This is a genomic window from Bradyrhizobium sp. 23 (genome assembly GCF_023073295.1).
GTDB lineage: Bacteria > Pseudomonadota > Alphaproteobacteria > Rhizobiales > Xanthobacteraceae > Bradyrhizobium > Bradyrhizobium canariense_D.
In genome coordinates this window covers 1-24,027 of the sequence record NZ_JADPJF010000126.1, presented here as the reverse complement: position 1 = coordinate 24,027, position 24,027 = coordinate 1, and the positions used below count along the sequence as shown (strand labels likewise).

Genomic DNA, 24,027 nt, shown 5'->3' with positions numbered 1-24,027 from the left:
ACGAGAGCAGTTGACGGCCTTCATCGAGCCTACCTGATGCGCGCCCCGTATTCGGAGCCGGGAAGCGCAAGGCGTGCATGAACGTGAGGGTGGGTGCCACAGGCGGGCTCAGATCTAAGCGCCGCACCGGATCAGAGTCCGGCTCAAAGTCCGGCAGCGATCAGTGCGGATCAGGCGGGCGCACGGCGTTATCCCGGCGAATACCTGTTTCAAGAGGGGAGGAAACGCCACGTCCACTCGGCCGAACAGCGCGGCTAACGTGGCTTGAACTCGTAATCCGCAGACAGACTGCGCACGCCTGACATGTTGCCACAAGCTACGTTCCTTCTAAAGAGGTCATGGCAGCTCACTCCCGAGAGCGAGGTGCGCATCAGTGTCACTAGGTGGAAGAAGCCACCGATGTTCGTCGGCCTTACGATTGTGGAAGTGATGCTCACTCCAGTGGTACCAGACGAATGGGAACGTACTCTTCGGGCGGCCGTTCGGGCGCGTACGACAGCTGTGATAGCATTGCCGCGAGGGCGAGAAATGCCGCGACTGCGGCGACTGCGACGCACGTGACCAGCGCGCAATCGCGAGGCCTAGGATGGTTCATCATTCAACGCTCCGTGCGGTGTTGGTGCGGGCGGCCAGGTCTGCGCGACCCCTTCGACGGATTATCGGGCCAGCGGTAATCGATGGACCCAGGGGCGGCATTGTCTCCCTTGGAGTCGAATCGAACCGTGGCAATGGCCCCTTCGATTGAGCCCGAGGTTCGGCCGCAGCGACCCGCGTGGCATCGACGGTGCCCGCCCGTCTGACCGAGCCTGCCCATGCTTGAACTGGGGCATAAGCGTAGCCTGCAACCTGCAGCAGATTGGCTTGAAGCCTTGAGCTTGGCGACATCGGCTGCCCCTGCAGCATTCTTCGTCGAGTGCGGCATGGAGGTAAAGGAGCGTGCCGGAGTCGCCGGAAATGGCCAAAGACGGTCATCCACCGAATTGTTCTCGCCCAGCGCTCTCACCGGGAACTTCCAAAAGTGGTGCAGATCATTGGAGTCTCCATCGGCGTAGCCGGCGCTCTGTAGGTCGCCCCGCCGCTGCGTCGATACTTTTAGAAGGTACAATTTGACGCTACGTACGGATCAAGTACTTCGAAGCGTGCTCGTCGAGGTTGGCAGAGCGAAAGTTCCCAGGGTGTCGACAACGCACATTCGCAGGCGAATTGCTACGGGCCAACGATCCTCAGTCAGACAAGGATCAGCATCAGCTCATTCAGTTAGAGACATTTGAGCAACCGAGTCCGGCAGCCGGGTGCGTCAACTCGTTCCGAGCTGGCTCTCCAGCGCGGCGAGGGCGAGATCCAGGTATCGCATGAGGCTCGCATCCCAGCCGGCGAGATTGTGTGGTTCAGTCAATCGCGTCAGCACCTTCAGTATCATCGAGACAGTCGAATCAACTCCTGCGATCTCAGTCAGCAGCGAACGGGCCTGACGCGCGACCGCATTTGGTCGCTCACCGCATGGCGGCTCGCCCCGATCCATGCAGCTTCGTAGCTCGTCCCGAATCTTGCGCCACCGATCCTCGCGGCTAGCGTTAGAGGCGCATGTGCAGATGGCCGAGGGGGTACGTTCCTGAATCCGCGACATTGCATCTAACGTGGCCGGTAGCTCGTCGACACTAACTTCTGTCTCACCTTGCGTCGTCATATTGCGCAATCGATCCCGTAATAATGTCGCCCGCGCGACTTGAATTTCAATTCGCTCGAGATGGTTGCGCAATAGGTCCGTGAGAGACGACCGTCCCTCGATGGCTTTGCGGATCTCAGGAAGCGAGAAGCCGAGCTCACGTAGCGCCCGTATCTGACAGACGCGTTGTAGGCTTTCACGATCGTACATGCGGTGACCGCCACCGGTACGTTCCGCGACCGTCAACAACCCCGTATGTTCGTAATGATGCAGAGTGCGTACCGTTACGCCGGTCGCCTCTGCAAGTTCTCCAATGCGCCATCGGCGCCGTCGTGGTGTGGCTTTTGTCATGGTCCTCAATTTGCAAGCCTACAACCTGACGTCACGTGAGAATCAAGTGATTTCAATGATCTAGATGATGGTCTCTCGCTGCGAACCCCAGGAGCACTGAGCGCATGCTGTTAATCAATCAGCCGAGACAAGTGCAAGCATCAAGTTCGCCAGCGACGCCAATTCGTCCCTCGCTGCACGTTGCATCACAAGTCTGGCGATCGCTACGCGATTCTCGCCGGTTCGCATGCATGTCGGTAAAGACGCGATTGCTCGATCAAAAAGGTTTCCCAAGCTCGCGAGATCCTCCGGGTCGTAGACTCCGCTCGGCTTCTCCAACAGTAAGCTCCTTTCATTGCGGCACCTTCGCTGCACGTGGGGAAGCCGTTTGGCTGTGGTAGGGCAAAAAGAAGACGGAGCGGCGACGTGCGCGAAAGAATGTGACAGGTGCGTTCGTGTGGTGCCGTTGTGCAACACGGCGTATGCTTCCCTTTTGTCCAACACTGCCTGACCGAAACTGTGCAATTTCCGCTGGATGCTGGCGCAGCAGCGGCCATTTGCTGTCTGATCGCCACGCGAAGCGAAAGCAGGTACATGCCACCCCGCTTGCTCTTGAGACACAGCTTCACGAACGGCTGCCCAGACAAAGTACTGATCTGATCAGATGGGTGGCGCGGCCGCCCGCTCGGCACCTAGCAGCGTTTTCGACGCGCTGCTAGTCTGTTGATGGCTTTGTGGCCGCGAAGGCGTTGTTCGCGCATGGCAACATCGGGTTTTGGAATGCCACAAGATGATGGCTGCTCTTCAACGGCGCAAGTCTGCGACGCAAAGCGCCAGTATAATGAGAGAAGGCGGGCCGCAAAACCATTTCCGGCATGTATCTCAACGCGAGCGCACCTCGCGCGGTTGGCGAAACGTTACTCGCGATTGAGGACGGAGCCTCGAAGGATCGCTCCGATATCCGTCGGACGTGGAGGCACACTCAAAACGGGCAACACGCCCCCGGCGCCGCGCGGGCGCGCCGGGAAACAACGACGTGCCATAGCTCCTACAGCAATAACTCGCATATCCAGACGTGAGCCGGATCAGTGTTGCGCAGCACAGTCCCTTGCTCGTCCAGAAGCTCACTCACTTTCATCCTCGAACAGTATCGCTTTGGTGTGCGAGCGCTGGACATAGATGCTTTGGGTAAGATTGGCAAATCATGTTGCCGCACCGAAGTAGCTCTTCGAAGTCAGCGGTGACGGGCCGCAACTCGGGACTAACGGCGGCGGCATCCCGCGCCCGACGCGCCACGACACTCTCGAATAACACCACTGTCGCGATCCGAAAGGATGACCTGCACCCACCGATCCGATGTGGTGCTTTGGCATTGCTGCTGCGATCACCGGGACAGTAGACGGCAAGGAGAATGCCCACCGGCAGGTTAAGAGCGGTGTGGGTGCCTGCCAGTGTCCACGTTTGCAGCCTCGATCGCAGGTCTTTGTCTACAACCTGACGCGGTGTACGATTCGAGGGATTTTAGTGCCAAGGCCTGATTTCGTTCATCTGAGTGGCCGGATCACTTCGCGAGCTCTGAGCCTCAGCTCATGTAGAACAGTGCGATGCAGCCGTCGTGTCAGGCAAGTCAGGCGGAGCGCCGCCGAACGAGCTGTATGAAGCGCAAGATCGTCACGCCAGCGCGAGATCAAGAGCGCGGCCGACCCGATCAAACTACGCTCAAACGCGCCAATCCGAACACCAGCGAGGACCGGAGCCTCGAGCCTGGCGTAGATCTGGTTAACCGAGATTAGATCGCAAACGGCCGAACAATGCTAGAACGGGCCGTGACATTGGTTGGTCTCGGACGGAGAGACCATCATGGATGCCTCTTGCAAGAACATGTTGCGCATCCAAATGCTTGCAGGATCAGTATTATGAATGGCCGGCCACTGGACGGCCTCGGTGAATGTGAGAAGTCGCAGCGGAGGTTCGATGACCCGCAGGGGCATCGTGTCTGCGAAATGGCTGACCAGTCTTGAGGGCATACTCGCTATACGGTTGGTGCCCAATAACATAGGCGGAATCATACCAAAACCCTGCACTGCGACCTCGGTGCGTATCTTGAAACCATGCTCGAGCAAGAGCCATTCGTGAAAGGAGGGCCTCAGGGAGCCCCCGAACCGGGCTTCCACGTGCCCGATCGACATGTACTTCTCGAACGTAAGTCGCGGCGCCAGCTGCTTGTTCATGGGGCAGCCCACGCAAACGAACGTGTCCTCGAACAGTGCCGCCTTGGGATGCGCACTCGACATGAACATCTCCGGATACATGAGAAAATCGACTTCACCGCGCCGGAGAAGTTCATCGGGTTCCTCTAAGGGCGGCAGCAACTCGAAATTGATCGTCGGAGCTTCCCGCGCGACGCGGTCCACGATTCTTCGAAGAAACACGACAGTCATGAAGTCGGACAGGATGATCCTGAATCGCCGATTCGATTGAGACGGAGTGAAGCCCTCCGGAGAAATGATGGAGAGCTGAATGTGAGCGAGAGCCTCGCGAATTGGGGCTGCGAGCGCTTGAGCCCGCGGCGTTGGGACAAGCTTCCGACCCCTCATCGTGAATAGCTCATCGCGAAAGTAAGTGCGAAGCCGCGCGACGGCAGCACTCATGGCAGGTTGACTGAGGTTGATGCTTCTTGCCGCCGCAGTGAGATTGCCTTGCGTCACCAGGGCGTCGAACGCGACGAGGAGATTCAGATCGAGGCCCTTGAAACGCATGATCTTGAGTGATCCACCGTATGAATGTGTTCTATCGATACAATCGATTTTACCATTTGTACCGACTGAGGATAGCAAAGGATAGTTTAGCGAGATGCCAGATCTATCAGAATGGTTACAAATCGTAGCGCGTCTCAGCCCAGCGCCAGGGACCGATCAAGACATCTGGACCGTGCGGTCGCAGTTTCGCGCGTGTTGCGCAAGTCCTATCTCGGCGAGCTAGCACGGTGGCGATCCGCAAATGTGCGTGGGCGTATAGGACGAGCAAACCATCGTATGGCTTCGCCAACCCATTCTATACCGGCCGTGTACCGCTGTAGAATTGAGCGAACGCTTAACCTGACCGTAGATTTCCCTCCAGTTGGACCCCTTCGGTTGCGGGTGCCAAATGTGTTTTGGTCGCATCCGATTGCGTCCTTGCTGCGGAGAAATCGTGCCGAACATGCAAGCGAAACCGTCCTTGGTGAATCTGATGCGAGTTGCGCACACGCTCGACGTCGTATCCATTGTGAATGCCGATCGGTCAGTGCGTGAAGGTCTGACAGATATGGTGTTTTCGGCGGGTTACGTACCCGAACCCTTCGAGAGCGCAGACGAGTTCTTGAAATCGGGCCGCCGTATGATCACGTCGTGCTTGATCGCGGACATGCAGTCGAGCGTGATGAGTGGCTTTGAGCTTTTCCATCATCTGGCTGCATCCGGACGCGCGATTCCCACCGTTCTGCTCACAGACAGCTTCGAAAACGATATGAGGCGAGTCCTGCAAACTGGACTCCAGTTTTTGAGCAAGCCTTTCGAGCGTAGCGAACTGCTGGCGTGCGTCAGGAGCCAGATAATGAATAGGAATTACTCTCTATGAAAATGATCGCGCCCGGATCCACACGAGGTGCTTCGGCGCGCCCTCCAGTTCGTTGGAGGCTGTGCTGGGAGAATGAGCTTCAACTTGCTGACCATATTGAGTTGTCCGACTTCTTCCGGAAGACCTATGGTCCGACCGGGGCATTCAATGCAAAGCCCTTTGAAGGTCATCGAAGCTGGGCCGGCGCAAGGCCTGAGATTCGCGCAATCGGCTACGATGATCGTGGTGTTGCGATTCACATCGGCGCACTGCGCCGCTTCATAAAAGTGGGTGAGGTCGATCTGCTTGTGGCTGAACTCGGATTGTACGGGGTGCGCCCGGATCTCGAGGGGCTCGGCATCAGCCACTCCATCCGCGTGATGTATCCCGTATTGCGAGATCTTGGGGTGCCGTTCGGTTTTGGCACGGTCCGATCTGCCCTGCAGAAACATATTACCAGGCTGCTCGGGCGACAGGGATTAGCGACTGTTCTGCCAGGGCTCCGTGTCCGGTCCGCTCGTCCGGATATCTATCTCACTGTGCCTCCGACGCGCGTGGAGGACGTGGTCGGCCTCGTTCTGCCGATTGCGAGGCCAATGAGCGAATGGCCGGCCGGTGAGATGATTGAACGGAACGGGCCAGAACTGTGACGTCTGCAGACGGCGAAATTAAAGCGCGGAGCGACTGCGCCGACTCCGGCGGAGAGCACTGCGTCTATCTCACATTTGATGATGGGCCCAACCCGCATTGCACGCCGGCTATCCTAGATGTGCTGGCGCAGCATCGAGCACCCGCCACCTTCTGCGTGATCGGTGCATATGCAGCGGGTCAGCCGGAGCTGATGGAGCGCATCGTCGCGGAAGGGCACGAAATCGCAAACCACACAATGACGCATCCGGATTTATCCAAATGCATGCCCGATGAGGTGGAATACGAGATCCTCACAACGAACAAGGTCATCGGAATGGCCTGCCCGCGAGCCTCTGTGCGGCACATGCGTGCGCCGTATGGGACTTGGACCAAGGAGGCCCTCGCCGCGTCGGCGAAGGCCGAACTGGCAGCTCTGCACTGGTCAGTCGACCCGCAAGACTGGTCTCGTCCTGGCGGCGAGGCGATCGTTGCCGCGGTGCTGGCCTCGGTACACCCGGGGGCCATCGTGCTCCTGCACGACGGGTGCCCTCCCCACGAGTTGGAACGCTGCCCTCATTCTGGTCGCCGCGACCAGACTGTGACGGCGCTCGCCCAGCTCATTCCAGCACTGCATGACCGTGGATTTGCAATCCGGTCGCTTCCTCAAACTCACTGAATAGATCAATTCCCATGAGCCTGCTTGCCACCATCAGCACCGTTGCTGTTGCCTCCTACGCGTTGCTCTCCAGCGTCCATAAGAGCGCGCAGGCGCTTTATGCGCTGCGAATCGACGCCTCACTGCCGCCGTACGACTCGGTCGACGCCGGTGCTCTGCCCAGCGTGGATATCATCGTGCCCTGCTTCAACGAGGATCCGCGCACGCTGGCGGCCTGCCTGAAATCTCTCGCAAGCCAGGATTACCCAGGGCGATTGCAGGTGTATGTGGTCGATGACGGCTCTGCAAATGTCGCTGCAGTGGCCCCGGTCCATGGGAGCTACGCGTATGACCCGAGGTTCACCGTCATTCTGCTGCCAAGTAACGTTGGAAAGCGTAAGGCGCAGATCGCAGCGATACGCCGGTCGTTCGGCGATCTCGTGCTCAACGTCGATTCCGATACGGAAATCGCCAGCGACGTGGTCAGCAAACTCGTACGCAAGATGCAGGATCCAGCCGTCGGCGCGGCCATGGGGCAATTGATGGCCAGCAACCGGAACGACAGCTGGCTGACCCGATTGATCGACATGGAGTACTGGTTGGCTTGCAACGAGGAGCGCGCGGCTCAGACGCGCTTTGGTGCCGTCATGTGCTGCTGCGGGCCGTGTGCCATGTACCGCCGCTCCGCGCTGCTGTTGCTGCTGGACCAGTACGAGACGCAGTTCTTCCGAGGAAAGCCGAGCGACTTCGGTGAGGACCGCCATCTGACGATCCTCATGCTCAAGGCAGGGTTTCGAACCGAGTACGTTCCGGACGCCATCGCCGCCACGGTGGTCCCGGACAGGCTCTTGCCCTATCTGCGGCAACAGCTCCGCTGGGCGCGGAGCACTTACCGCGATACGCTGCTGGGTTTGCACCTGTTGCCCGGCCTGGACCGGTACCTTACGCTCGACGTGCTCGGACAGAACCTCGGGCCGCTGCTGCTCGCCATCTCATCGATTGCCGCGCTCGCTCAGCTCGCGCTCACCGGCACCGTGCCCTGGTGGACCGGTCTGACCATCGTCGCGATGACCATGGTTCGATGCAGCGTGGCGGCCCTTCGTGCCGGCGAGCTTCGATTTATCGGCTTCTCGCTGCACACGCCTATCAACATCTTCCTCCTGCTCCCGATGAAAGCCTATGCGCTCTGTACCTTGAGCAACAGCGACTGGCTCTCGCGCAAAGTAGCGAAATCATCAGACGTCGATGAGTCGAAGGCCTCGATCGAAGACGCGACAAATGGACCAAGCCTTAACCCGGGATCGGAAGCGCCAGGCTCAATTCGCGGGGCAGGTCTTCCGCGCGCTTCCTCGCAGCTGATCGCGTCTGATGGCATTGCCGCCGCGACTGACTGACAGCTTTGTAGGGGATTTAGTGGTGAGCGTGGACAAGACATATCAATCGTTGCAACGGGAGCTGACCAACGATGACCCGTGGCGGCTTGACGACAATCCGTTCGAACGTGAGCGTCACACCCAATTGCTACGACTATCGCTGTCGAACGGCGCCGTCTCAACCGGCCTCGAGATCGGGTGCGCGGCCGGTGCATTCACAGAGAAGCTTGCTCCTCACTGCAAACGGCTCACGGTCATCGATGTTATGCCGCGAGCGATCGGTCGAGCGGTCCAGCGGACCAAGAGGTGGTCGCATATCAGCTGGGCGGCGACCGATATTCTGCAGTTCTCGACCGAAGAGCTGTTCGATCTGATCGTGGTCGCCGAAGTTCTCTACTATCTCGAAGACATGACACGGATGCGTACCGCAATCGACAAGCTGGTGAAGATGCTTGCTCCAGGTGGGCACCTGGTCTTCGGATCTGCACGTGATGCCACCTGCAGGCGATGGGGGCATGTCGCTGGCGCCGAGACAGTCATCACGATGTTGGCTGAAGCGCTCATTGAGGTCGAACGCGTGCAGTGCCAGGGGCGGTCGGCTGACGAAGACTGCTTGTTGGTCCGCTTTCGCAATCCGGAGCGATCTTCGATTTGTTCTAACGGCCGAGCTTGAAAGGACCTACTATGCGCATCTGCGGTATCAAGTTGACGCACGACGGGGCAGTCGCTCTGATCGAGGACGGCCGGGTGGTGTTTTGTGTCGAACAGGAGAAGCTGAACAACAATCCGCGTTATCAAACCATCGACAACCTGGATGCCGTTGTTGACGCCTTGGCGGAGCACGGGCTGGATCCGAGCGATGTTGATCAGTTCGTCATTGATGGCTGGGATGGAGAGTTCGAGTCACAGTTTGAAGTCCTGAGTGGGACGACGACCATCAAGCTCAAGGGCGCGCCGTATGTCGAACGGCAAGGCGATAGCCCCCTGACGTCCCGCGATCGGATCGGCCTCATGCTTGATGGGAAGCTATATCCCTATCAAAGCTATCCCCACGTCACCGGGCACGTAGCATCCGCATACTGCGCCAGCTCGTTTGCCAAATCCGGACAATCTGCTTTCTGCTTGGTGTGGGACGGCTGCATTTTTCCGCGCCTCTACTATGTAGAGCCCCACGGCATCCGGTTCATTGAGTGCCTGTTTCCGATAATAGGTCACGCCTATGCGACGGCAGGACACCACTTTGGACCTTACAGGCGGGCAGACCGGACCAGCTGGGATCTCGGTATTGCCGGCAAGCTGATGGCCTATATCGCACTGGGATCGCCCGACGAGGACTGTATTAAGACGTTTCATGAACTTTATGAGGCGCACTTTGCCACGGATGCTGAAGGCGCTTGTCCTGAGCTTGAAGCGATCAACAGCTCACAATCGCCACTTGAAGCTCTGCACGACTTCTTCGATGCGTGCGCAATGCGATTGAAGGAAAAACAGGCCCAAGACGTCCTTGCGTCATTTCACGTGTTTCTAGAGCGTCTGCTGGTTCGCACCATTGCTGATGTGGTGGAGCGGCATTCGAATCTTGCGGGGGCGCGTAACCTCTGCATAGCCGGCGGCTGTGGCCTGAATATTAAGTGGAATAGTGCATTTCGTGCGACAGGCCTGTTCGATTTCGTGTGGGTGCCGCCCTTTCCGAACGACAGCGGCTCAGCCATTGGTGCTGCTTGCTCTGCATTGGCGGCACAGCAAGGCTTTAGAGCTCTGGAATGGTCGGTCTACAGCGGACCGGCCGTGCGTCCCAGCGAAGTCCCGCCCGAATGGGAGGGCGCGCCCTGCACTATGGGCCAACTTGCGGCAATCCTCGCTTGCGACAAGCCCGTGGTCTTCCTTGCCGGGCGTGCCGAGCTCGGGCCGCGAGCCTTGGGTGGCAGAAGCATTCTCGCGGCTGCGAGCTGGGAAGGAATGAAGGATCATCTCAACGACGTCAAACTTCGTGAGCATTTCAGGCCGGTAGCGCCGATTTGCCTGGAGGATCGTGCCGCGGAGATTTTTAGCCCTGGAATACCTGATCCGTACATGCTGTTCGATCACCAGACGCGACCAGAATGGCGGGACAAAATTCCCGCCGTCGTGCATCTCGATGGATCTGCTCGTCTACAAACCGTTTCTAGAACCTCTCAGCATAAAGTGGCCGAGCTTCTCGTCGAATACGAGAAGCTCACAGCCATTCCGCTGCTTTGCAATACCAGCGCCAATCTGCATGGACGCGGCTTTTTCCCGGATGCTGCCGCCGCGTGCCAGTGGGGACGCGTCGATCACGTATGGTGTGACGGCCTGCTTTGGACAAAAAAGCGCGCAAGCGGGGAAGCGGCGGGAACAACGTCCGTCGCGATGGCGTAAGCAAATGTCAACCGCGGCAGTCGACCTTTTCCAGGTGAGCAAGTTCTACGACGACAGGGCCGTCGTGGACGCTCTTTCGTTTACGGTCTCGCCGGGAGAGTGCTTCGGTCTGCTGGGACCAAACGGCGCGGGTAAAAGCACGCTTGCGCGTTTGATCCTGGGTGTTGCATCGCCCGACGCAGGTAAGATATGCGTGCTCGGCGAGCCAGTGCCGGCGCGGGCGCGCTTGGCGCGCCGGGGGATCGGGGTTGTCCCACAGTTCGATAACCTTGATCTTCAGCTCACGGTGCGCGAAAACTTGCTCGTTTTCGGGCGCTACTTCGCCATGAGCGCGGCTGAGGTGGAAGCGGTCACGCCGTCACTGCTCGAATTCGCACGCCTGGAGAACAAGGCGGACGCGCGAGTCGCCGAACTGTCCGGCGGCATGAAGCGACGCCTGACGTTGGCACGGGCCCTCATTAACGATCCGCAGCTCTTGGTCCTTGATGAGCCGACGACCGGCCTCGATCCGCACGGCCGTCACCTGATTTGGGAACGCTTGCGCTCGTTATTAGGGCGCGGCAAAACGATCCTTCTCACCACCCACTTCATGGAAGAGGCGGAGCGATTGTGCGACCGCCTGTGCGTGCTCGAGCACGGCCGTAAGATCGCCGAAGGTCAGCCTCGCGCGCTGATCGAGCAGCAGATCGGCTGCCAAGTGATCGAGATTTACGGCGGTAACCCGCACGAACTGCTGCCGCTGGTCAGACCCCAAGTGCAGCGCGCTGAGGTGAGCGGGGAGACGCTGTTCTGCTATGTCACGGATCCAGAGCAGGTGCGCCTCCGGCTTGTCAACCGCACGGATCTGCGCTTTCTGCAGCGTCCTCCAAATCTGGAGGATGTGTTCTTGCGGCTAACCGGGCGAGAGATAAAGGACTGAACGATGTGGCAACGTTTTGCGCCGGCGCTCCCTGCTAATCCATGGAACTGGATGGCGGTATGGCGCCGCAATTTTCTGGTTTGGCGGAAAGTTGCTCTGGCATCGGTTCTTGGGAATCTGGCCGAGCCGATGAGCTCTCTGTTCGGTCTCGGTTTTGGCCTTGGAATGATCATAGGTGGTGTTGAGGGCACCTCATACATCTCGTTTCTGGCGGCTGGAATGGTTGCCACAAGCGCGATGGTCTCCGCAACCTTCGAAACGATCTATGCGGCTTACGCTCGCATGCAGACAAATTGCACCTGGGAGGCAGTGCTCTGTACGCCCCTTACGCTCGGCGACATTGTCCTCGGTGAAGTGGCCTGGGCAGCGAGCAAGGCCTTGCTCGCCGGGACCGCGATCACGATTGTGGCCGTCGCGCTGGGTTACGCAGAGTGGTCATCCATTCCCTATGCGTTACCAGCCATCGCCCTCACTGGCGTTACTTTCGCGAGTCTCGCAATGGTCGTTTCAGCACTTGCACCGAGCCACGACTATTTCATCTTCTACCAGTCGCTTATTCTTACGCCCATGATGTATTTAAGCGGGACGATCTTCCCAATGAGCCAGTTGCCCGGTTCATTTCAACGCATCGCAGCCTTATTGCCGCTGAGTCATTCGGTCGATCTCATTCGTCCAACAATGCTTGGTCGACCGGTTGACAGCGTCGGATTGCATGTGGGCGCACTTTGCATCTACGCAGCAGTTCCCTTCCTCGTCTCGGCCGTGCTCCTTCGGCAGCGCCTGATGCGGTGAGAGGAATAAGATCTAAAGCGAAGCATCGCGTGTGCGAGATGAGATATCGGGCTTAGCGAATTTCCAATCGCGTGCGACGCTTATATGCGTCTCGTCAGCTAGCGATGCCTGATCGGCCTCGCGCGGCCTACTCCCAAAGCAAGCGATACGAAATAGGCCAACAGGCCTCTCAGGATTAACGGAGAACAAGATGCTGTGTCTAGGATTGAGTGGCGGCCTCGACAGGGTCTATGAAAACCCCCTTGGGCTGCCGGGCACGTTTCTGCACGACGGCGCCGCGGTACTTGTCAAGGACGGGCGCGTGATCGCTGCCGTGGAAGAGGAGCGCCTTAACCGGATCAAACATTCAAACAAGCTGCCGAGCAGTGCGATCGAATACTGTCTTGCAGCCGCGGGTGTGGAGCTTCGCGACGTCGATCGTATTGCGTTCTACGCTACTGAAGCCTATTGCAATGCAATGCTCGAACGGTTGTTCATCTCACAACCGGAAATCTCAATTCCCCTAGATGCGAATCTGCTGCTACGGCACCTTCTAGCCACGGAGTTCGGTACCCAAGTTGATCCTTCCCGGGTGTCATTCGTAGGCCACCATCAGGCCCACGCCGTGAGCGCTCTGGCGATGTCGGGTTTTGAAGATAGCCTGGTCCTCGCGATCGACGGTTGTGGCGACTTCCTGTCGGGTCTCTTGGCTGTCGGGTCAGGCAGCGAAATGACCGAGCTTATGACATTTCCAGAGAATAACTCTCTCGGACTGTTCTATCTGGAGACGATCCGATATCTCGGCTACGGCCTGTTCGACGAGTATAAGGTTATGGGACTGGCTCCTTACGGAGATCCCGCACGCTATCGCGAGCTCTTTTCCCAATTCTATGAGCTCTGCGCAAACGGTGGCTACCGCGTTCACCTCGAACGTATCGGCCCAGCATTGCTGCACAATATCGAGGTCCGGCGAAAGGGAATGCCGTTCACCCAACAGCATCGAGATGTGAGCGCATCGTTGCAGGAGGCGCTGGAGCGGATCGTGTTTCACATTCTGCGGCATTACCGTGAGTCGACCGGAATGAAACGGTTGTGCCTGGCTGGCGGGGTGGCCCATAACTGCACGCTGAACGGAAAACTCCTGTATTCAGGCCTGTTCGAAGACATCTTCGTGCAGCCGGCTGCGCATGACGCCGGATGCGCATTGGGCGCGGCGCTGATGGTGTCGAACGAGGCCGGGCAGCCTGCGCCCCGCGAGCGGCTACAGGCGGTTTATTGGGGGCCAGATGTCGGCAGCGACGATAGCATCGAAAAGGAACTGAAGGGATGGGCCGGACACCTCGAGTTTGAACGGACCGCTGAGGTCGCAACCAGAGCAGCCGAGTGGATGGTTGATGGCGCCGTGATCGGGTGGGTGCAGGGCCGATCGGAGTTCGGCCCTCGTGCGCTCGGCAACCGTAGTATTCTTGCGGACCCGAGGCCCGCGGCGAACAAGGACCGGATCAATGCGATGGTCAAGAAGCGCGAGAGTTATCGACCATTTGCACCATCAGTTCTGGAGGAGGATGCGGGCGCGTTCTTTGAGTTGCCGGATGGTCGCGCAGAATACCCCTTCATGAATTTCGTCGTTCGCGTGCGGGAATCCAAGCGTGCTTTGCTGGGCGCGATCACGCATATCGATGGTACGGCTCGGCTGCAGACGGTTTCCCGCACGAACAATGCCGCCTATTGGGAACTCATCAATGCGTTCAAGAGCCGGACAGGCGTCCCGATTTTGCTTAACACGTCGTTCAACAACAATGCCGAACCGATCGTAGATTCCGTTGCCGATGCGATTACGGCGTTTTTGTCAACCGAGCTGGATGGCCTTGTAATCGGTTCATTCCTCGTCAAAAAGCGGGCGACAACGCTCGAAAGCTGGACTGCACTCGCTGTATCACTGCCGCCCCATGTATCTCTTTACCGGGTTCGCGCTCATGCGGGCCGAGAACGCCAGGAGACAGTCTGCGAGATCCGCATGGGTCACTCCAGCCAGGAGAGCGTGCGCGTCTCGCATGACCTGTTCGACATGCTGATGCAAATTGAGAAGGAAGCTGTTCTTGCCGATCTTCTCGCCAGGGTCACCTCTGACAGGACTAGGCGAGAAGCTCTCGTGAACGAACTGCGTGGGCTCTGGGATCTCCGCCGTATACGGCTGCATCCGTCACCGACCGCGTGATTGCAAAAGGTGAGCAATGCGGAAGAGGGCTCTTTGGAGGCCTCTCGCATGACCTCCCAAACGCGGTGCCGTGGAGGAGGGTTGCGGGTTGATCGCCTTGCGTCCCGGTGACCAGCCGTCCACTGGCGTGGATCGGAATCGCAGATGCTAGGTGCGCCACACAAAGCTGATCTTGCACAACGAGAAGGGTTTGATAACTTGACCAAGGAACGCTTTGTTATTTCTCGGAGGCGTACCGGCTTCGGTGACTGCCTCTGGTCATTGGCGTCGGCCTGGTCGTACGCGCAGCGGACCGGGCGGACGCTCGTCGTTGACTGGCGCGGTTCCTGCTACATCGACCGACCGTTCAGCAACGCCTTTCCGGTGTTCTTCGAGCCGGTTGAGGACATCGCTGGGGTACCGGTGATTTGCGATGACCGGGTCAACCAGCTCTCGTTTCCCGGACCGTTCTTCCCGCGGTGGTGGAATAGGCCGTCGATCGACTGCATCAATCGTCCGGATGAGCAGATCTTCCGAGAACGTGACGAACTGACCGAGCTGTTCCAGGCGAGAGAAGATAACGAAGCCAACACCATTGTCTGTGACGCCTGCCTAATGTGGCGTTGTGGCGAGGCAGCCGAACGACTGATCTTTCGGAACATCAAGCTCAGGTCTGAGATTCAAGCGCGGATCGACGCCTTGTATGAGGAACATTTTAGCGGCCATAGCATCATTGGCGTTCATGTTCGGCACGGCAATGGCGAAGATATCATGGAGCATGCGCCGTACTGGGCCGATTCGGAGCTCGCCCTTCGTCAGGTTTGCATGGCAATCCGTAAAGCCAAGGCTTTGCCATATCCAAAGCCTGTAAAGGTCTTCCTGTGCACGGACAGTGCACAGGTGCTCGATCGCCTATCGGGTCTGTTTCCCGATGTCTTCGCCGTACCAAAACGTTTCCAGGCCGATCGGGCAGGGCCGTTGCATAGTGCGGAAATGGGAGTTGAAGGTGGAGCTTCCGCTCTCATCGACATGTATCTTCTTGCGCGGTGCGCTACCGTGATCCGCTTTCCCCCCACCAGCGCCTTCACGCGCTATGCCCGTCTGCTCGTGCCACGGATTATTGAATTCGACCAGAGCAATCCGGAGCGCTTGACCCTGATCGATAATCCATACGAGCATTTCGCGGCTTCCTGAAGCGCCAGAATGTGGGCCTGAACAATGACGGGCTAGATCATCGGTCTGATACTGCTGGCTTCGACACGGTCGAGTTTCGCAACGTGTCGCAGGAACGTTGGATGGCGACTTCCGTCCCGCAAGCGACGGCTGACCGGCGCACTACCATGGATGCGGTGCGGTGGGAGGGCGAACGCCTGAGAAGCGTAAGGCGGATGCCAGTGAGGGCCGGCGGTCTTGCCCGGCAACACTTCGGGCCCTCCGGTGCAAGTCGAGTCGCGCGGAAAGCTTACAGTTCTGTCATCCTCCAGCCAAGTCCGCCGTCGCTGGCCAGACGGTGAAAAGCACGGCAATGGCGGTCCGGGTCGCCGAGGAAATCTGACGTAACAGACAGTCACGACAGAATGTCCCAGCAGCAAGGAGGCGCGTCCGGTAGATGGATCGCCTTTGCTGGGCAGGGCTTTCGTTTTCTGGACGCGGCCTTTGTTCATGCTCCGCTCGCGGAGTCCTTTCGGACGGAGGTGTGATGAACCGCGCGGCCGGCGGCCCATCGGTATTGCTCAAGAGCCGTATGTGCGGCCGCGCGTAACCAGGCCGAGAGCAACTTGGACGAACCGGCCATTAAATCCTGATCTCCGCCCGCAGCTAATCTATCTCGTCTAGCGCGCATGACCCACAGACCACTCGTGGAGTGGTGACGCAGTCAGCTCGCCATGCAAACCCCAGCCTCTGGCTCGAAGCGTAGCGCACGCAGTGGGCAGCACCCGGGAGCTCGACGACAGCCATTGCTGCGGCGCTGCCGGTGTCGCAAAGCAAACAGGCCAGATGTTCGGAACCTGCCATTTGCGTCGTAAAAGCGCGCCACCTGTGCCCTGCTTCGCTCTGGCCCGGATCCTGCACCAGGTGCACGGGCGAGGGGAGCGGAAGGGAGTCGCGTGTGAATCTAGGTCTACCAGATGACAACGCGGTCGCAGCTAAATCGTCGGAAACGGACCCTCGTGGTCCAATTCACGCCGATGGAGCGGGCCGTCCGCTGCGTGAGCGGAAGACGCTGGTATTGACCGGGGCATCGCGCGGTATCGGTCGCGCCACGGGAAGATTGTTTTCGGAAGCCGGTTGGCGCATCATTTCTTGCGCGCGCCAACCATTCGATGCGGTGCGCTGCCCATGGGACTCAGAGGGGGATAGCTATATCGAAGTCGACCTGAGCGATCATCGGACGCTACCGCGCGTGATTGCCCAGATAAAGGAGCGCCTTGCCGGCGCACCGCTGCAGGGACTGATAAACAATGCCGGAAACTCACCAAAAACGCCAAACGGTGCCCGGCTCACGTCGCTGGCGACCTCAGTCGATACCTGGATGAGCGTGTTCCACCTCAATCTGGTGGCGCCGATCCTGCTCGCTCAAGGTCTGTTCGATGAGCTAAAAGCGGCGTCAGGCTCGATCGTCAATGTGACTTCGATCGCCGGAGCGCGGGTGCATCCATTTGCAGGCACGGCATATGCCACGTCGAAAGCTGCGCTCGCTTGTCTCACGCGCGAAATGGCGCACGACTACGCCTCACATGGCATTCGCGTCAATGCGATCGCGCCCGGCGAAATCAAGACGGACATTTTGTCGCCTGATACGGAAGCGCATCTCGTGCCAAAGATCCCACTACGCCGGGTGGGTACACCCGAAGAGGTCGCCAAGGTCATTTTCTTCCTATGTTCAGATGCGGCAAGTTATGTCACCGGTGCCGAAGTGCCGATCAATGGCGGGCAACACTTGTGAGTGAATCCGTTCCTGGCGAACCCGACTAACTCAGCTTCATCGATCGAAGCCATGTTGGGCGGGCGAATCCGCGCAGCGAGTTGGAAAGAATAAGCGCAAAATCTAGTCACTGTAAGTGCTGCCGGCGTGCCATGAAGAGCCGTCATCTCTCGCCCCCGGCCTGAGAATTGGATGTCAGATCGAGGCAGGCATGCAACACGAGTCTAACAAGTCCGATCGAGGTGATGGGGAGGATCAAGAAAGGAACGGAGAAGTCACTATGCTGGACAGCGTTTCCCTGAGCGAAACACCAAACTCAACCTCCGGCGCGGACCCTTCCGCTTCTATTCTGCCGTCGCAAGAGAAATCGCTAAGCACGATCTTTGAAATAGCGCACACGCTCACTGGCCTATCCCGGCTCGAAGCCAAGCTGGCGAGCGTCATCGAGCGGCTGCCATCGCTCGTGCAGATGCGGCGCGGCATCGTATGTCTGTTCGAACATGACGGGGTGCCCGAGATCATCGTAGACGACGGCCGGAGCGAAGGGCGCGACGCGCGTTGCGGGGGGCGCTTGCCGCAAGGAGCAATTGATCAAATTGTGGCGACGGGGCGGCCGCTCATCGTCGAGAACGTAGCGCTGCATTCGATCTTCAGTTTTTCGGAAGTCGAGATGATGCTAGACGCCGCCCGTAATACGTGTGTTGCCTTCATCGGCGTTCCCATAGAGATCGACGAGAAAGTTGTGGGTACGCTGAGCATCGACCGCATCGCAGACAACGGGACGCATGCGCAGCTCGAGGACGACCTCCGCCTGCTGACGATGGTCGCAAGCCTTCTGGGCCAGACGGCAAAGCTGCATTGCACCTTTGTGCGCGACCGCGGGCGGCTTATGGACGAGGAGTTCCGGCTGCAGACGCAGCCTTCGTCCGAGCTCAAGCCTCATGGCCGGGAGCGTAAGAAGGTCCAAGTCGAGGGAATTATCGGCGACAGTCCGGCGCTGCGCGCGATGCTTGAGAAGATCGAGCTGATCGCAAAATCGAATAGCACCGTTCTGTTGCGTGGCGAATCGGGCACCGGCAAAGAGCTGGTCGCGAAGGCTATTCACGAGCGTTCAGCGCGCGCCAAACGCCCCTTTATCAAGCTGAATTGCGCAGCCCTCACCGAGACGGTGCTGGAATCCGAATTGTTCGGTCACGAGAAGGGGGCGTTTACGGGCGCATTCAACGCGCGCAAGGGTCGCTTCGAACTCGCGGACAAGGGAACGTTGTTTCTGGATGAGATTGGCGAGATCTCGGCGTCGTTCCAGGCGAAACTCCTGCGCGTGCTTCAGGAGCAGGAGTTCGAGCGGGTGGGCGGCAATCAGACGATCAAAGTCGACGTCCGCGTGATTGCTGCCACGAACAAGAATCTTGAAGAGGCGGTGGCAAGGAAGGAGTTTCGTGCCGATCTCTATTATCGCATTAGCGTGGTTCCTCTGCTACTGCCGCCGCTGCGCGAAAGACGCACTGATATTCCGCTTCTCGCCGCTCGATTCTTGAAGAACTTCAACAATGAGAACGGCCGTGCTCTGGTCTTCGAGTCAAGTGCGATAGACGTTCTTATGAATTGCGGATTTCCCGGTAATGTCCGTGAGCTGGAGAACTGTGTGCAGCGGACCGCGACCCTGGCGCACGGATCGTCGATCGTAAGAGACGATTTTGCCTGCTGCCACGGGCAATGCCTGTCGGCCACGCTATGGAAGTGCGGGCTGGAGCAAGTGGCACGACAGCCGAGCCCTATAATCTCACTTCCCGCGAGGCTGAGCATGCCGCCGACACAAGCTGTGGCACACGTTCAGCCGGTCGGTAGCGAACTGACGCCGCTAGAGCCACCCGGCCGACCCAACATAGGTGCCGCCAAGGTCACAGATCGCGAGCGCGTAGTCGCCGCGATGGAAACGTCCGGGTGGGTACAGGCCAAGGCGGCGCGCTTGCTTGGACTGACGCCGCGCCAGATTGGCTATGCCTTGAGAAGGCACGGTATCGAGATCAAGCGCTTCTGAATAAAAAGTCGGCTCGCGTCTCTCTCGATCGCCGGGCGCGGTAGGAGAGCGTGCGCAAGAGGCGGTACTCTGGTCCATGAAGCGGATACGAAACCGATGTGCTCTGCTTGGGAGGCAATGCCGGGAGCGTAAGCCATCTTCGCGTCAGCCGCGTGCTGGTCATCGTCTGCTTGCAATGTATTCGCCCTATGAGAAATGATTAGGTGTCGAACCGGCGCAAGATCGCGGCCGGGCCGTTTATGGCGCGACTCAGATGAGAGAGATCACGTCCCGCTTTACGCAGCTCGTCGCAGTCCCAACGGTCTCGCCGTCAATCGCCAGCCGTTGCATTCGTCGCTCATCGGCGAAGTGCCCGGGTGGTATGACAGTTGCTATTCGTGGGGAGCCTGCTCAACATCTTAGGAGAAGCATATGCACAGCATCGTCTGCATCAAACAGGTCCCCGACTCCGCACAAATCCGCGTGCATCCTGTCACGAATACGATCATGCGGCAGGGCGTGCCGACGATCATCAACCCATATGATCTGTTCGCACTGGAAGCTGCGCTCGAGCTACGAGACAAGTTCGGCGGTGAAATCACTGTTCTGACAATGGGGCCGCCGTCGGCCGAAGAATCTCTCCGAAAGGCGCTGACATTTGGTGCCGATCGTGCTGTCCTGCTCACCGATCGTAGTTTCGCAGGCTCTGATACGCTGGCGACGAGTTACGCTCTGGCGTGCGCGATTCGCAATATCGGGAAGGAATATGGCCCACCAGACGTCATATTCACTGGCAAGCAGACTATCGACGGCGATACGGCGCAGGTGGGACCTGGCATTGCAAAGAGGCTCGGGGTCCAGCAGCTTACGTATGTTTCAACAATCAAAGCGTTGGACTTCAAAGCACGCACGATCGATGCGGAACGGCGCTGCGAAGGAGGAGTCCAAGTGCTGCGTTCCAAGCTTCCTTGTCTCGTCAGCATGTTAGAGGCAAGCAATCAAATTCGCCGCGGTGCAATGATCGACGCCTTGCGTGCGGCCCGTGCCTCCGTCGTAAAATGGAGCGCTCAAACTGCCGGCGTGGATGACATGGCCAAATGCGGTCTGAGGGGGTCGCCGACGGTCGTCAAGCGTGTCTTCGCGCCCTCCGCACGAGCGGAGAAGGCGACGTGGGTGGAAGCGGCCGAGCAGCCGGCGCAAGCGTTGATCGACGCCATGTTCAAGCGCAACCCTACGCTCGAGATGGAGCTCGCACAGCTTGCGCGCGGTACCTCATCCGCCCAAACTAGCGGTGCGTGAATGTCAATCGGCCCTTTAATTGCGGTTTGTTGTCAAGCTACCATTCTTCCTCTCTCCAGTGACACGCCGGTAGCGATTGCTCCGTCGGAGCTGGTCAGGTTGCGGAGACGGAGCGATCGCGGATGGCGAGACGATTGCCTAGCGGGATTGGCAATCGACGTCGTTGGCGGCTTCGTCGGGTTAGGTTGATGTCGTAGCTGGGGTCATGGTCCTTTCCGAGGTCGCGAGCGCCTCATGATGATGTCCGGATCGGGCGCCTCAACGTTTGCAGCGGAGTGCGGGCGAACCGCCACCAGCCGATTGACCGAGGTCACCACGACCACCGTCCCAGCGGGACATCGCCAGTCCGGCGGACCGGACCAGGAACTTGCGAGCAAATATCAGATTGGCTTCGGCTGGCCCCAGTCGAACGATGTGCCATCGACCCAGATGCAGTGGAGAATCACGGCGATCTTTCGGGCGATGGCGACCTTTGCCTTCTTCATGCCGATCCGCTTGGCGAGCTTCATGCCCCAGGCCTTTAAGGAAGACCACTTTTTGGTTCGATAAAGAAGGACAGTGGCGGCCTCGAACAAGTAAGTTCGGAGAAGCCGGTCGCCCCATCGAGATATCTTTCCGTTGGTGTCGGTTTCGCCGGATTGGCTGCGCCTCGGCGTAAGGCCTAGGTAGGCGCCGACCGTAGAAGCCGATCGGAAGCGCGAGGGGTCATCGATCGTGTGGCGGAACGTTAGGGCCGTCACGACACCGACCCCCGGGACCGTCATCAGGCGACGCGTCGTCTCGTCCAGCTTTGCCAACCGGCGGACCTCGTTGTCGAACTTACCTTGTTGCTGACAAACGTTCTCGTGGATCGAGAGCAGCGGCGATATCACGCTGAGAAGCAAATGATCGGCGCCCAAGAGTTCGCTGACCTGGTTGCGGAACTGTTGGCCGATCGCGCGAGGGAATAGCAATCCACATTCCTTGATCAAGCTGCGAACCTGGTTCTCGATGTCTCGGCGCATGGACACTAGCCGAGATCTGGCGACAAGGATCGCTCGGATCTTCTGGCTTTCCTCACTTTTGACTTTGACCTCTCGATACCATCCAACCCGCACCAGTTCGGCAAGGCCTCGCGCATCATTCTGATCGCTCTTGTTCATTCGGACCGACAAAGCTGCGTGCGCATGCCGAGCGTCGATGCAGACCACCGGAAGCTCAACCCTGCGGAGTTCATGCCATAGCCAACTCGCCATCGCACCGGTCTCGAAGCCGATACGCTCGGCATGAGGCGCATGTTTGCTAAGCAGGTCAGTCAAGGCACCAGGATTAGACTTGGCTTTTCCTTCGAAGATTACTTGACCGGTCTCGTTGACAACGCACACAGCGGTTTCTCTCTGTGAGACGTCCAGCCCGACGTACTGCTTCATGGGAACTCCTTCGAATCATTTGATTGCGAGGGCTCAACGATAACGGAGCTTGTCTGCCACGAGCGCCGACCGCAATTACGTCATCGTTTGCAAATTTGACCCCTCATCGGCGTCCAATTTTGGCTCTGACGCAATTTTGGTGCAGCACTGGTCATGTGGCACCGATTAGTCGAGCCTGCAGCAAGTCGAGCTTGGCGCGTCCGTACATTTGGCGCTTCACCAGTTTAAGCTTGGTGATCTGGCCCTCGGTCTGTCCGTTGGACCAGGACGTTGTGATCGCTGCGCTGACGGCGGCCTTGTCCTTGATGACGCCGTTGGCGAAAGACATGACGAGGCTTGCGCGTGCCCGTTCCAACCATGGTTCAAGCTCCATGTGAGCCTTCTTGCGGATCATCGCATGGAAAGCGGCTATGATCTCTCGAGCTTCCACCAGAAGAGGAACGCCTTGCTCGATCGCCGCAATGGTGACGGTCTCTGACCTTGATAGTGTATCGCGGCCATTGGTCATCAGGCGGGCGATCGTTCTCGCGGACGGTACGCGCTGCAGGCTCTGAGCATCGGGCATTTCGGCACGCCGACGGCGTGTCGCCCATTCGGTAACGACTCGCACCGAGCCTCTAAATCCCTGCGCCTTGAGGCAACGCCACAGGTCGGCGCCATTACAATGACCAGCGGCCCACTGAACATCGAGCCATGGCAGGTAGTGCTCGAGCGAGCTCTCGCGCACCCTGAACACGTCGGATCGCTGACCTCGCAATGCCCTGCGGATGAGGCCCCGGCTATGGCCGGTGAGCCGTACGATCTCCTTTATGGAGACGCCCGTCTCAGCCTGTTTGAGGATTGCCGCGTTGGTGTCTTCTCGCCGAAGATAACCCTCATATTGAATGCGCTCGGCGGCGGTCAATAAGTTGGGATTTATGGTGGCGGAGCCGACCGCGATGCGGACCTGGCGCATGGATTTGCGAACCGCATCCAGGAAGGCGTGGCTGGCGTTCTCCATGAGGTGCCAACGGTCGGCGACCTGGGTGGCGTGCGGGAGTGCCTTGGCCGCAGCAAGGGCGTAACCGCCGCCGCGGTCGCGCGCGACCACAGCGATTTGTGGTTGCCCCGCGAGCCAGGCCTGCGCAGTGGCTGGCTCTCTGTCGGGTAAGAGAGTGATCGGTCGTCGCCGCTCGAGGTCGCAGATGATAGTTCCATACCGCTGATTGCGCCGCCAGGCCCAATCGTCGATGCCGATAACGCTCGGCGCAGCAAAGGGTGGACACCCGCGCCTTCTAACCACCCGAAGCAACGTGTCGTTGCTCACGGGCAGCATAAGTCGACGGGCAAAACTCGCCGCTGGGCGGCCACCCAAGGCGAGGCCAAGGTGATGGACGATCAGATCGAGCCGGGTCGTTCGCCGCGCCCACGGTGCTAGAGCGCCGTCATCGAAGCGCTCGGTGAAAATACGCCGACCGCAGAGAGCAGTAACGCAGCGGAAGCGGCGCGCCACGACCACCAAGCGAACCTGCCGCCCCGCAAGCGGCAGATCGGTTAGGCGCCGCTGATATCGGCTATGGATCCGCCCAGAACTGGTCCCGCAGCCGGGACAGAGACTGGTCCCGCTCGTGGGACGCACGGTGATCAGGGTCGTAGCGCCATTACAAAAGGCGCTTTTCACGTCAAACCCGTGAGGGACCAGAGCCGACGGACGTAGGGCTCGCTGCATCATATTGATTCCTTTGTGAAACCAACACGAGCCGGCGCTTGAACTTCATCAAAAGTGATGGTGTGGAACGGCCCTTCGAACCGGCATCAAAAGTGCCTAACGTGGTCGCGTAGAGAGGCGCCACAAAGGA

General features: G+C 59.0%; 17 protein-coding genes. 13 read left to right on the top strand and 4 right to left on the bottom strand.

Annotated elements, in window-relative coordinates; genetic code table 11:
- Positions 1 to 1,297: 1,297 nt before the first annotated feature.
- Both IVB32_RS30685 and IVB32_RS30680 read right to left on the bottom strand, forming a co-directional pair.
- On the bottom strand, positions 1,298 to 2,017 hold the full coding sequence (locus tag IVB32_RS30685) for a MerR family transcriptional regulator (RefSeq protein WP_026232958.1): 720 nt from the start codon (positions 2,015 to 2,017) through the stop codon (positions 1,298 to 1,300).
- 1,793 nt (positions 2,018 to 3,810) lie between these two features.
- A complete protein-coding gene (locus IVB32_RS30680; RefSeq protein ID WP_018455472.1) occupies positions 3,811 to 4,755 on the bottom strand; it encodes a LysR family transcriptional regulator in 945 nt (314 codons plus the stop codon).
- A 442-nt stretch (positions 4,756 to 5,197) separates the two neighbouring features.
- Between IVB32_RS30680 and IVB32_RS30675 the strand changes: the two genes are divergently transcribed.
- The 13 genes from IVB32_RS30675 to IVB32_RS30615 all read left to right on the top strand — a co-directional run bounded on the left by IVB32_RS30675 (position 5,198) and on the right by IVB32_RS30615 (position 20,780).
- Positions 5,198 to 5,614: a response regulator gene (locus IVB32_RS30675; RefSeq protein ID WP_247412442.1), complete on the top strand. Its 417-nt coding sequence runs from the start codon at positions 5,198 to 5,200 to the stop codon at positions 5,612 to 5,614.
- Positions 5,611 to 6,243, top strand: coding sequence for a NodA family N-acyltransferase (locus IVB32_RS30670; protein ID WP_018455474.1), 633 nt, complete (start codon positions 5,611 to 5,613; stop codon positions 6,241 to 6,243). The genes IVB32_RS30675 and IVB32_RS30670 overlap by 4 nt, the downstream gene beginning before the upstream one ends.
- Positions 6,240 to 6,899: a chitooligosaccharide deacetylase NodB gene (nodB, locus tag IVB32_RS30665; RefSeq protein ID WP_247412370.1), complete on the top strand. Its 660-nt coding sequence runs from the start codon at positions 6,240 to 6,242 to the stop codon at positions 6,897 to 6,899. Before IVB32_RS30670 ends, nodB begins: the two co-directional genes overlap by 4 nt.
- Positions 6,900 to 6,913: 14 nt before the next feature.
- Positions 6,914 to 8,272, top strand: coding sequence for a chitooligosaccharide synthase NodC (gene nodC / locus IVB32_RS30660; RefSeq protein WP_247412367.1), 1,359 nt, complete (start codon positions 6,914 to 6,916; stop codon positions 8,270 to 8,272).
- A gap of 22 nt (positions 8,273 to 8,294) precedes the next feature.
- Positions 8,295 to 8,924 carry a nodulation methyltransferase NodS gene (nodS, locus tag IVB32_RS30655; protein WP_247412365.1) on the top strand — a complete coding sequence of 210 codons (630 nt, stop codon included), beginning with the start codon at positions 8,295 to 8,297 and terminating at the stop codon, positions 8,922 to 8,924.
- Between the two features lie 11 nt (positions 8,925 to 8,935).
- Positions 8,936 to 10,648 (top strand): nodulation protein NodU, encoded by a 1,713-nt coding sequence (nodU, locus tag IVB32_RS30650; RefSeq protein WP_247412364.1) that lies wholly within the window; start codon positions 8,936 to 8,938, stop codon positions 10,646 to 10,648.
- A gap of 4 nt (positions 10,649 to 10,652) precedes the next feature.
- The gene (nodI, locus tag IVB32_RS30645) at positions 10,653 to 11,567 is read left to right on the top strand and encodes a nodulation factor ABC transporter ATP-binding protein NodI (RefSeq protein WP_247390152.1); all 915 of its coding nucleotides are present in this window, start codon (positions 10,653 to 10,655) and stop codon (positions 11,565 to 11,567) included.
- 3 nt (positions 11,568 to 11,570) lie between these two features.
- Positions 11,571 to 12,359: an ABC transporter permease gene (locus IVB32_RS30640; protein WP_026232959.1), complete on the top strand. Its 789-nt coding sequence runs from the start codon at positions 11,571 to 11,573 to the stop codon at positions 12,357 to 12,359.
- A 190-nt stretch (positions 12,360 to 12,549) separates the two neighbouring features.
- Positions 12,550 to 14,556: a carbamoyltransferase gene (locus IVB32_RS30635; protein ID WP_247412363.1), complete on the top strand. Its 2,007-nt coding sequence runs from the start codon at positions 12,550 to 12,552 to the stop codon at positions 14,554 to 14,556.
- Positions 14,557 to 14,754: 198 nt separating this feature from the next.
- Complete coding sequence (locus tag IVB32_RS30630) at positions 14,755 to 15,729, top strand: nodulation protein NodZ (protein WP_247412362.1); 975 nt, start codon at positions 14,755 to 14,757, stop codon at positions 15,727 to 15,729.
- Between the two features lie 916 nt (positions 15,730 to 16,645).
- The gene (locus tag IVB32_RS30625; protein WP_247296043.1) at positions 16,646 to 17,482 is read left to right on the top strand and encodes an SDR family oxidoreductase; all 837 of its coding nucleotides are present in this window, start codon (positions 16,646 to 16,648) and stop codon (positions 17,480 to 17,482) included.
- 259 nt (positions 17,483 to 17,741) lie between these two features.
- Positions 17,742 to 19,502: a nif-specific transcriptional activator NifA gene (gene nifA / locus IVB32_RS30620; RefSeq protein ID WP_247412361.1), complete on the top strand. Its 1,761-nt coding sequence runs from the start codon at positions 17,742 to 17,744 to the stop codon at positions 19,500 to 19,502.
- A gap of 411 nt (positions 19,503 to 19,913) precedes the next feature.
- Positions 19,914 to 20,780, top strand: a complete 867-nt coding sequence (locus IVB32_RS30615; RefSeq protein WP_247412360.1) for an electron transfer flavoprotein subunit beta/FixA family protein — start codon at positions 19,914 to 19,916, stop codon at positions 20,778 to 20,780.
- Between the two features lie 380 nt (positions 20,781 to 21,160).
- Here the strand turns inward: IVB32_RS30615 and IVB32_RS30610 are convergent, their stop codons facing one another.
- Positions 21,161 to 22,189 carry an IS110 family transposase gene (locus IVB32_RS30610; protein ID WP_247412359.1) on the bottom strand — a complete coding sequence of 343 codons (1,029 nt, stop codon included), beginning with the start codon at positions 22,187 to 22,189 and terminating at the stop codon, positions 21,161 to 21,163.
- A 151-nt stretch (positions 22,190 to 22,340) separates the two neighbouring features.
- The gene (locus IVB32_RS30605) at positions 22,341 to 23,897 is read right to left on the bottom strand and encodes an ISL3 family transposase (protein WP_247412439.1); all 1,557 of its coding nucleotides are present in this window, start codon (positions 23,895 to 23,897) and stop codon (positions 22,341 to 22,343) included.
- Positions 23,898 to 24,027 lie beyond the last annotated feature (130 nt).

Bases quoted from the DNA above. Each gene is read 5' to 3' on its own strand.
- IVB32_RS30685 (WP_026232958.1), bottom strand. From the start codon at position 2,017: ATGACAAAAGCCACACCACGACGGCGCCGATGGCGCATTGGAGAACTT.
- IVB32_RS30680 (WP_018455472.1), bottom strand. From the start codon at position 4,755: ATGCGTTTCAAGGGCCTCGATCTGAATCTCCTCGTCGCGTTCGACGCC.
- IVB32_RS30675 (WP_247412442.1), top strand. From the start codon at position 5,198: ATGCAAGCGAAACCGTCCTTGGTGAATCTGATGCGAGTTGCGCACACG.
- IVB32_RS30670 (WP_018455474.1), top strand. From the start codon at position 5,611: ATGAAAATGATCGCGCCCGGATCCACACGAGGTGCTTCGGCGCGCCCT.
- nodC (WP_247412367.1), top strand. From the start codon at position 6,914: ATGAGCCTGCTTGCCACCATCAGCACCGTTGCTGTTGCCTCCTACGCG.
- nodU (WP_247412364.1), top strand. From the start codon at position 8,936: ATGCGCATCTGCGGTATCAAGTTGACGCACGACGGGGCAGTCGCTCTG.
- nodI (WP_247390152.1), top strand. From the start codon at position 10,653: ATGTCAACCGCGGCAGTCGACCTTTTCCAGGTGAGCAAGTTCTACGAC.
- IVB32_RS30640 (WP_026232959.1), top strand. From the start codon at position 11,571: ATGTGGCAACGTTTTGCGCCGGCGCTCCCTGCTAATCCATGGAACTGG.
- IVB32_RS30635 (WP_247412363.1), top strand. From the start codon at position 12,550: ATGCTGTGTCTAGGATTGAGTGGCGGCCTCGACAGGGTCTATGAAAAC.
- nifA (WP_247412361.1), top strand. From the start codon at position 17,742: ATGCTGGACAGCGTTTCCCTGAGCGAAACACCAAACTCAACCTCCGGC.
- IVB32_RS30615 (WP_247412360.1), top strand. From the start codon at position 19,914: ATGCACAGCATCGTCTGCATCAAACAGGTCCCCGACTCCGCACAAATC.
- IVB32_RS30610 (WP_247412359.1), bottom strand. From the start codon at position 22,189: ATGAAGCAGTACGTCGGGCTGGACGTCTCACAGAGAGAAACCGCTGTG.
- IVB32_RS30605 (WP_247412439.1), bottom strand. From the start codon at position 23,897: ATGCAGCGAGCCCTACGTCCGTCGGCTCTGGTCCCTCACGGGTTTGAC.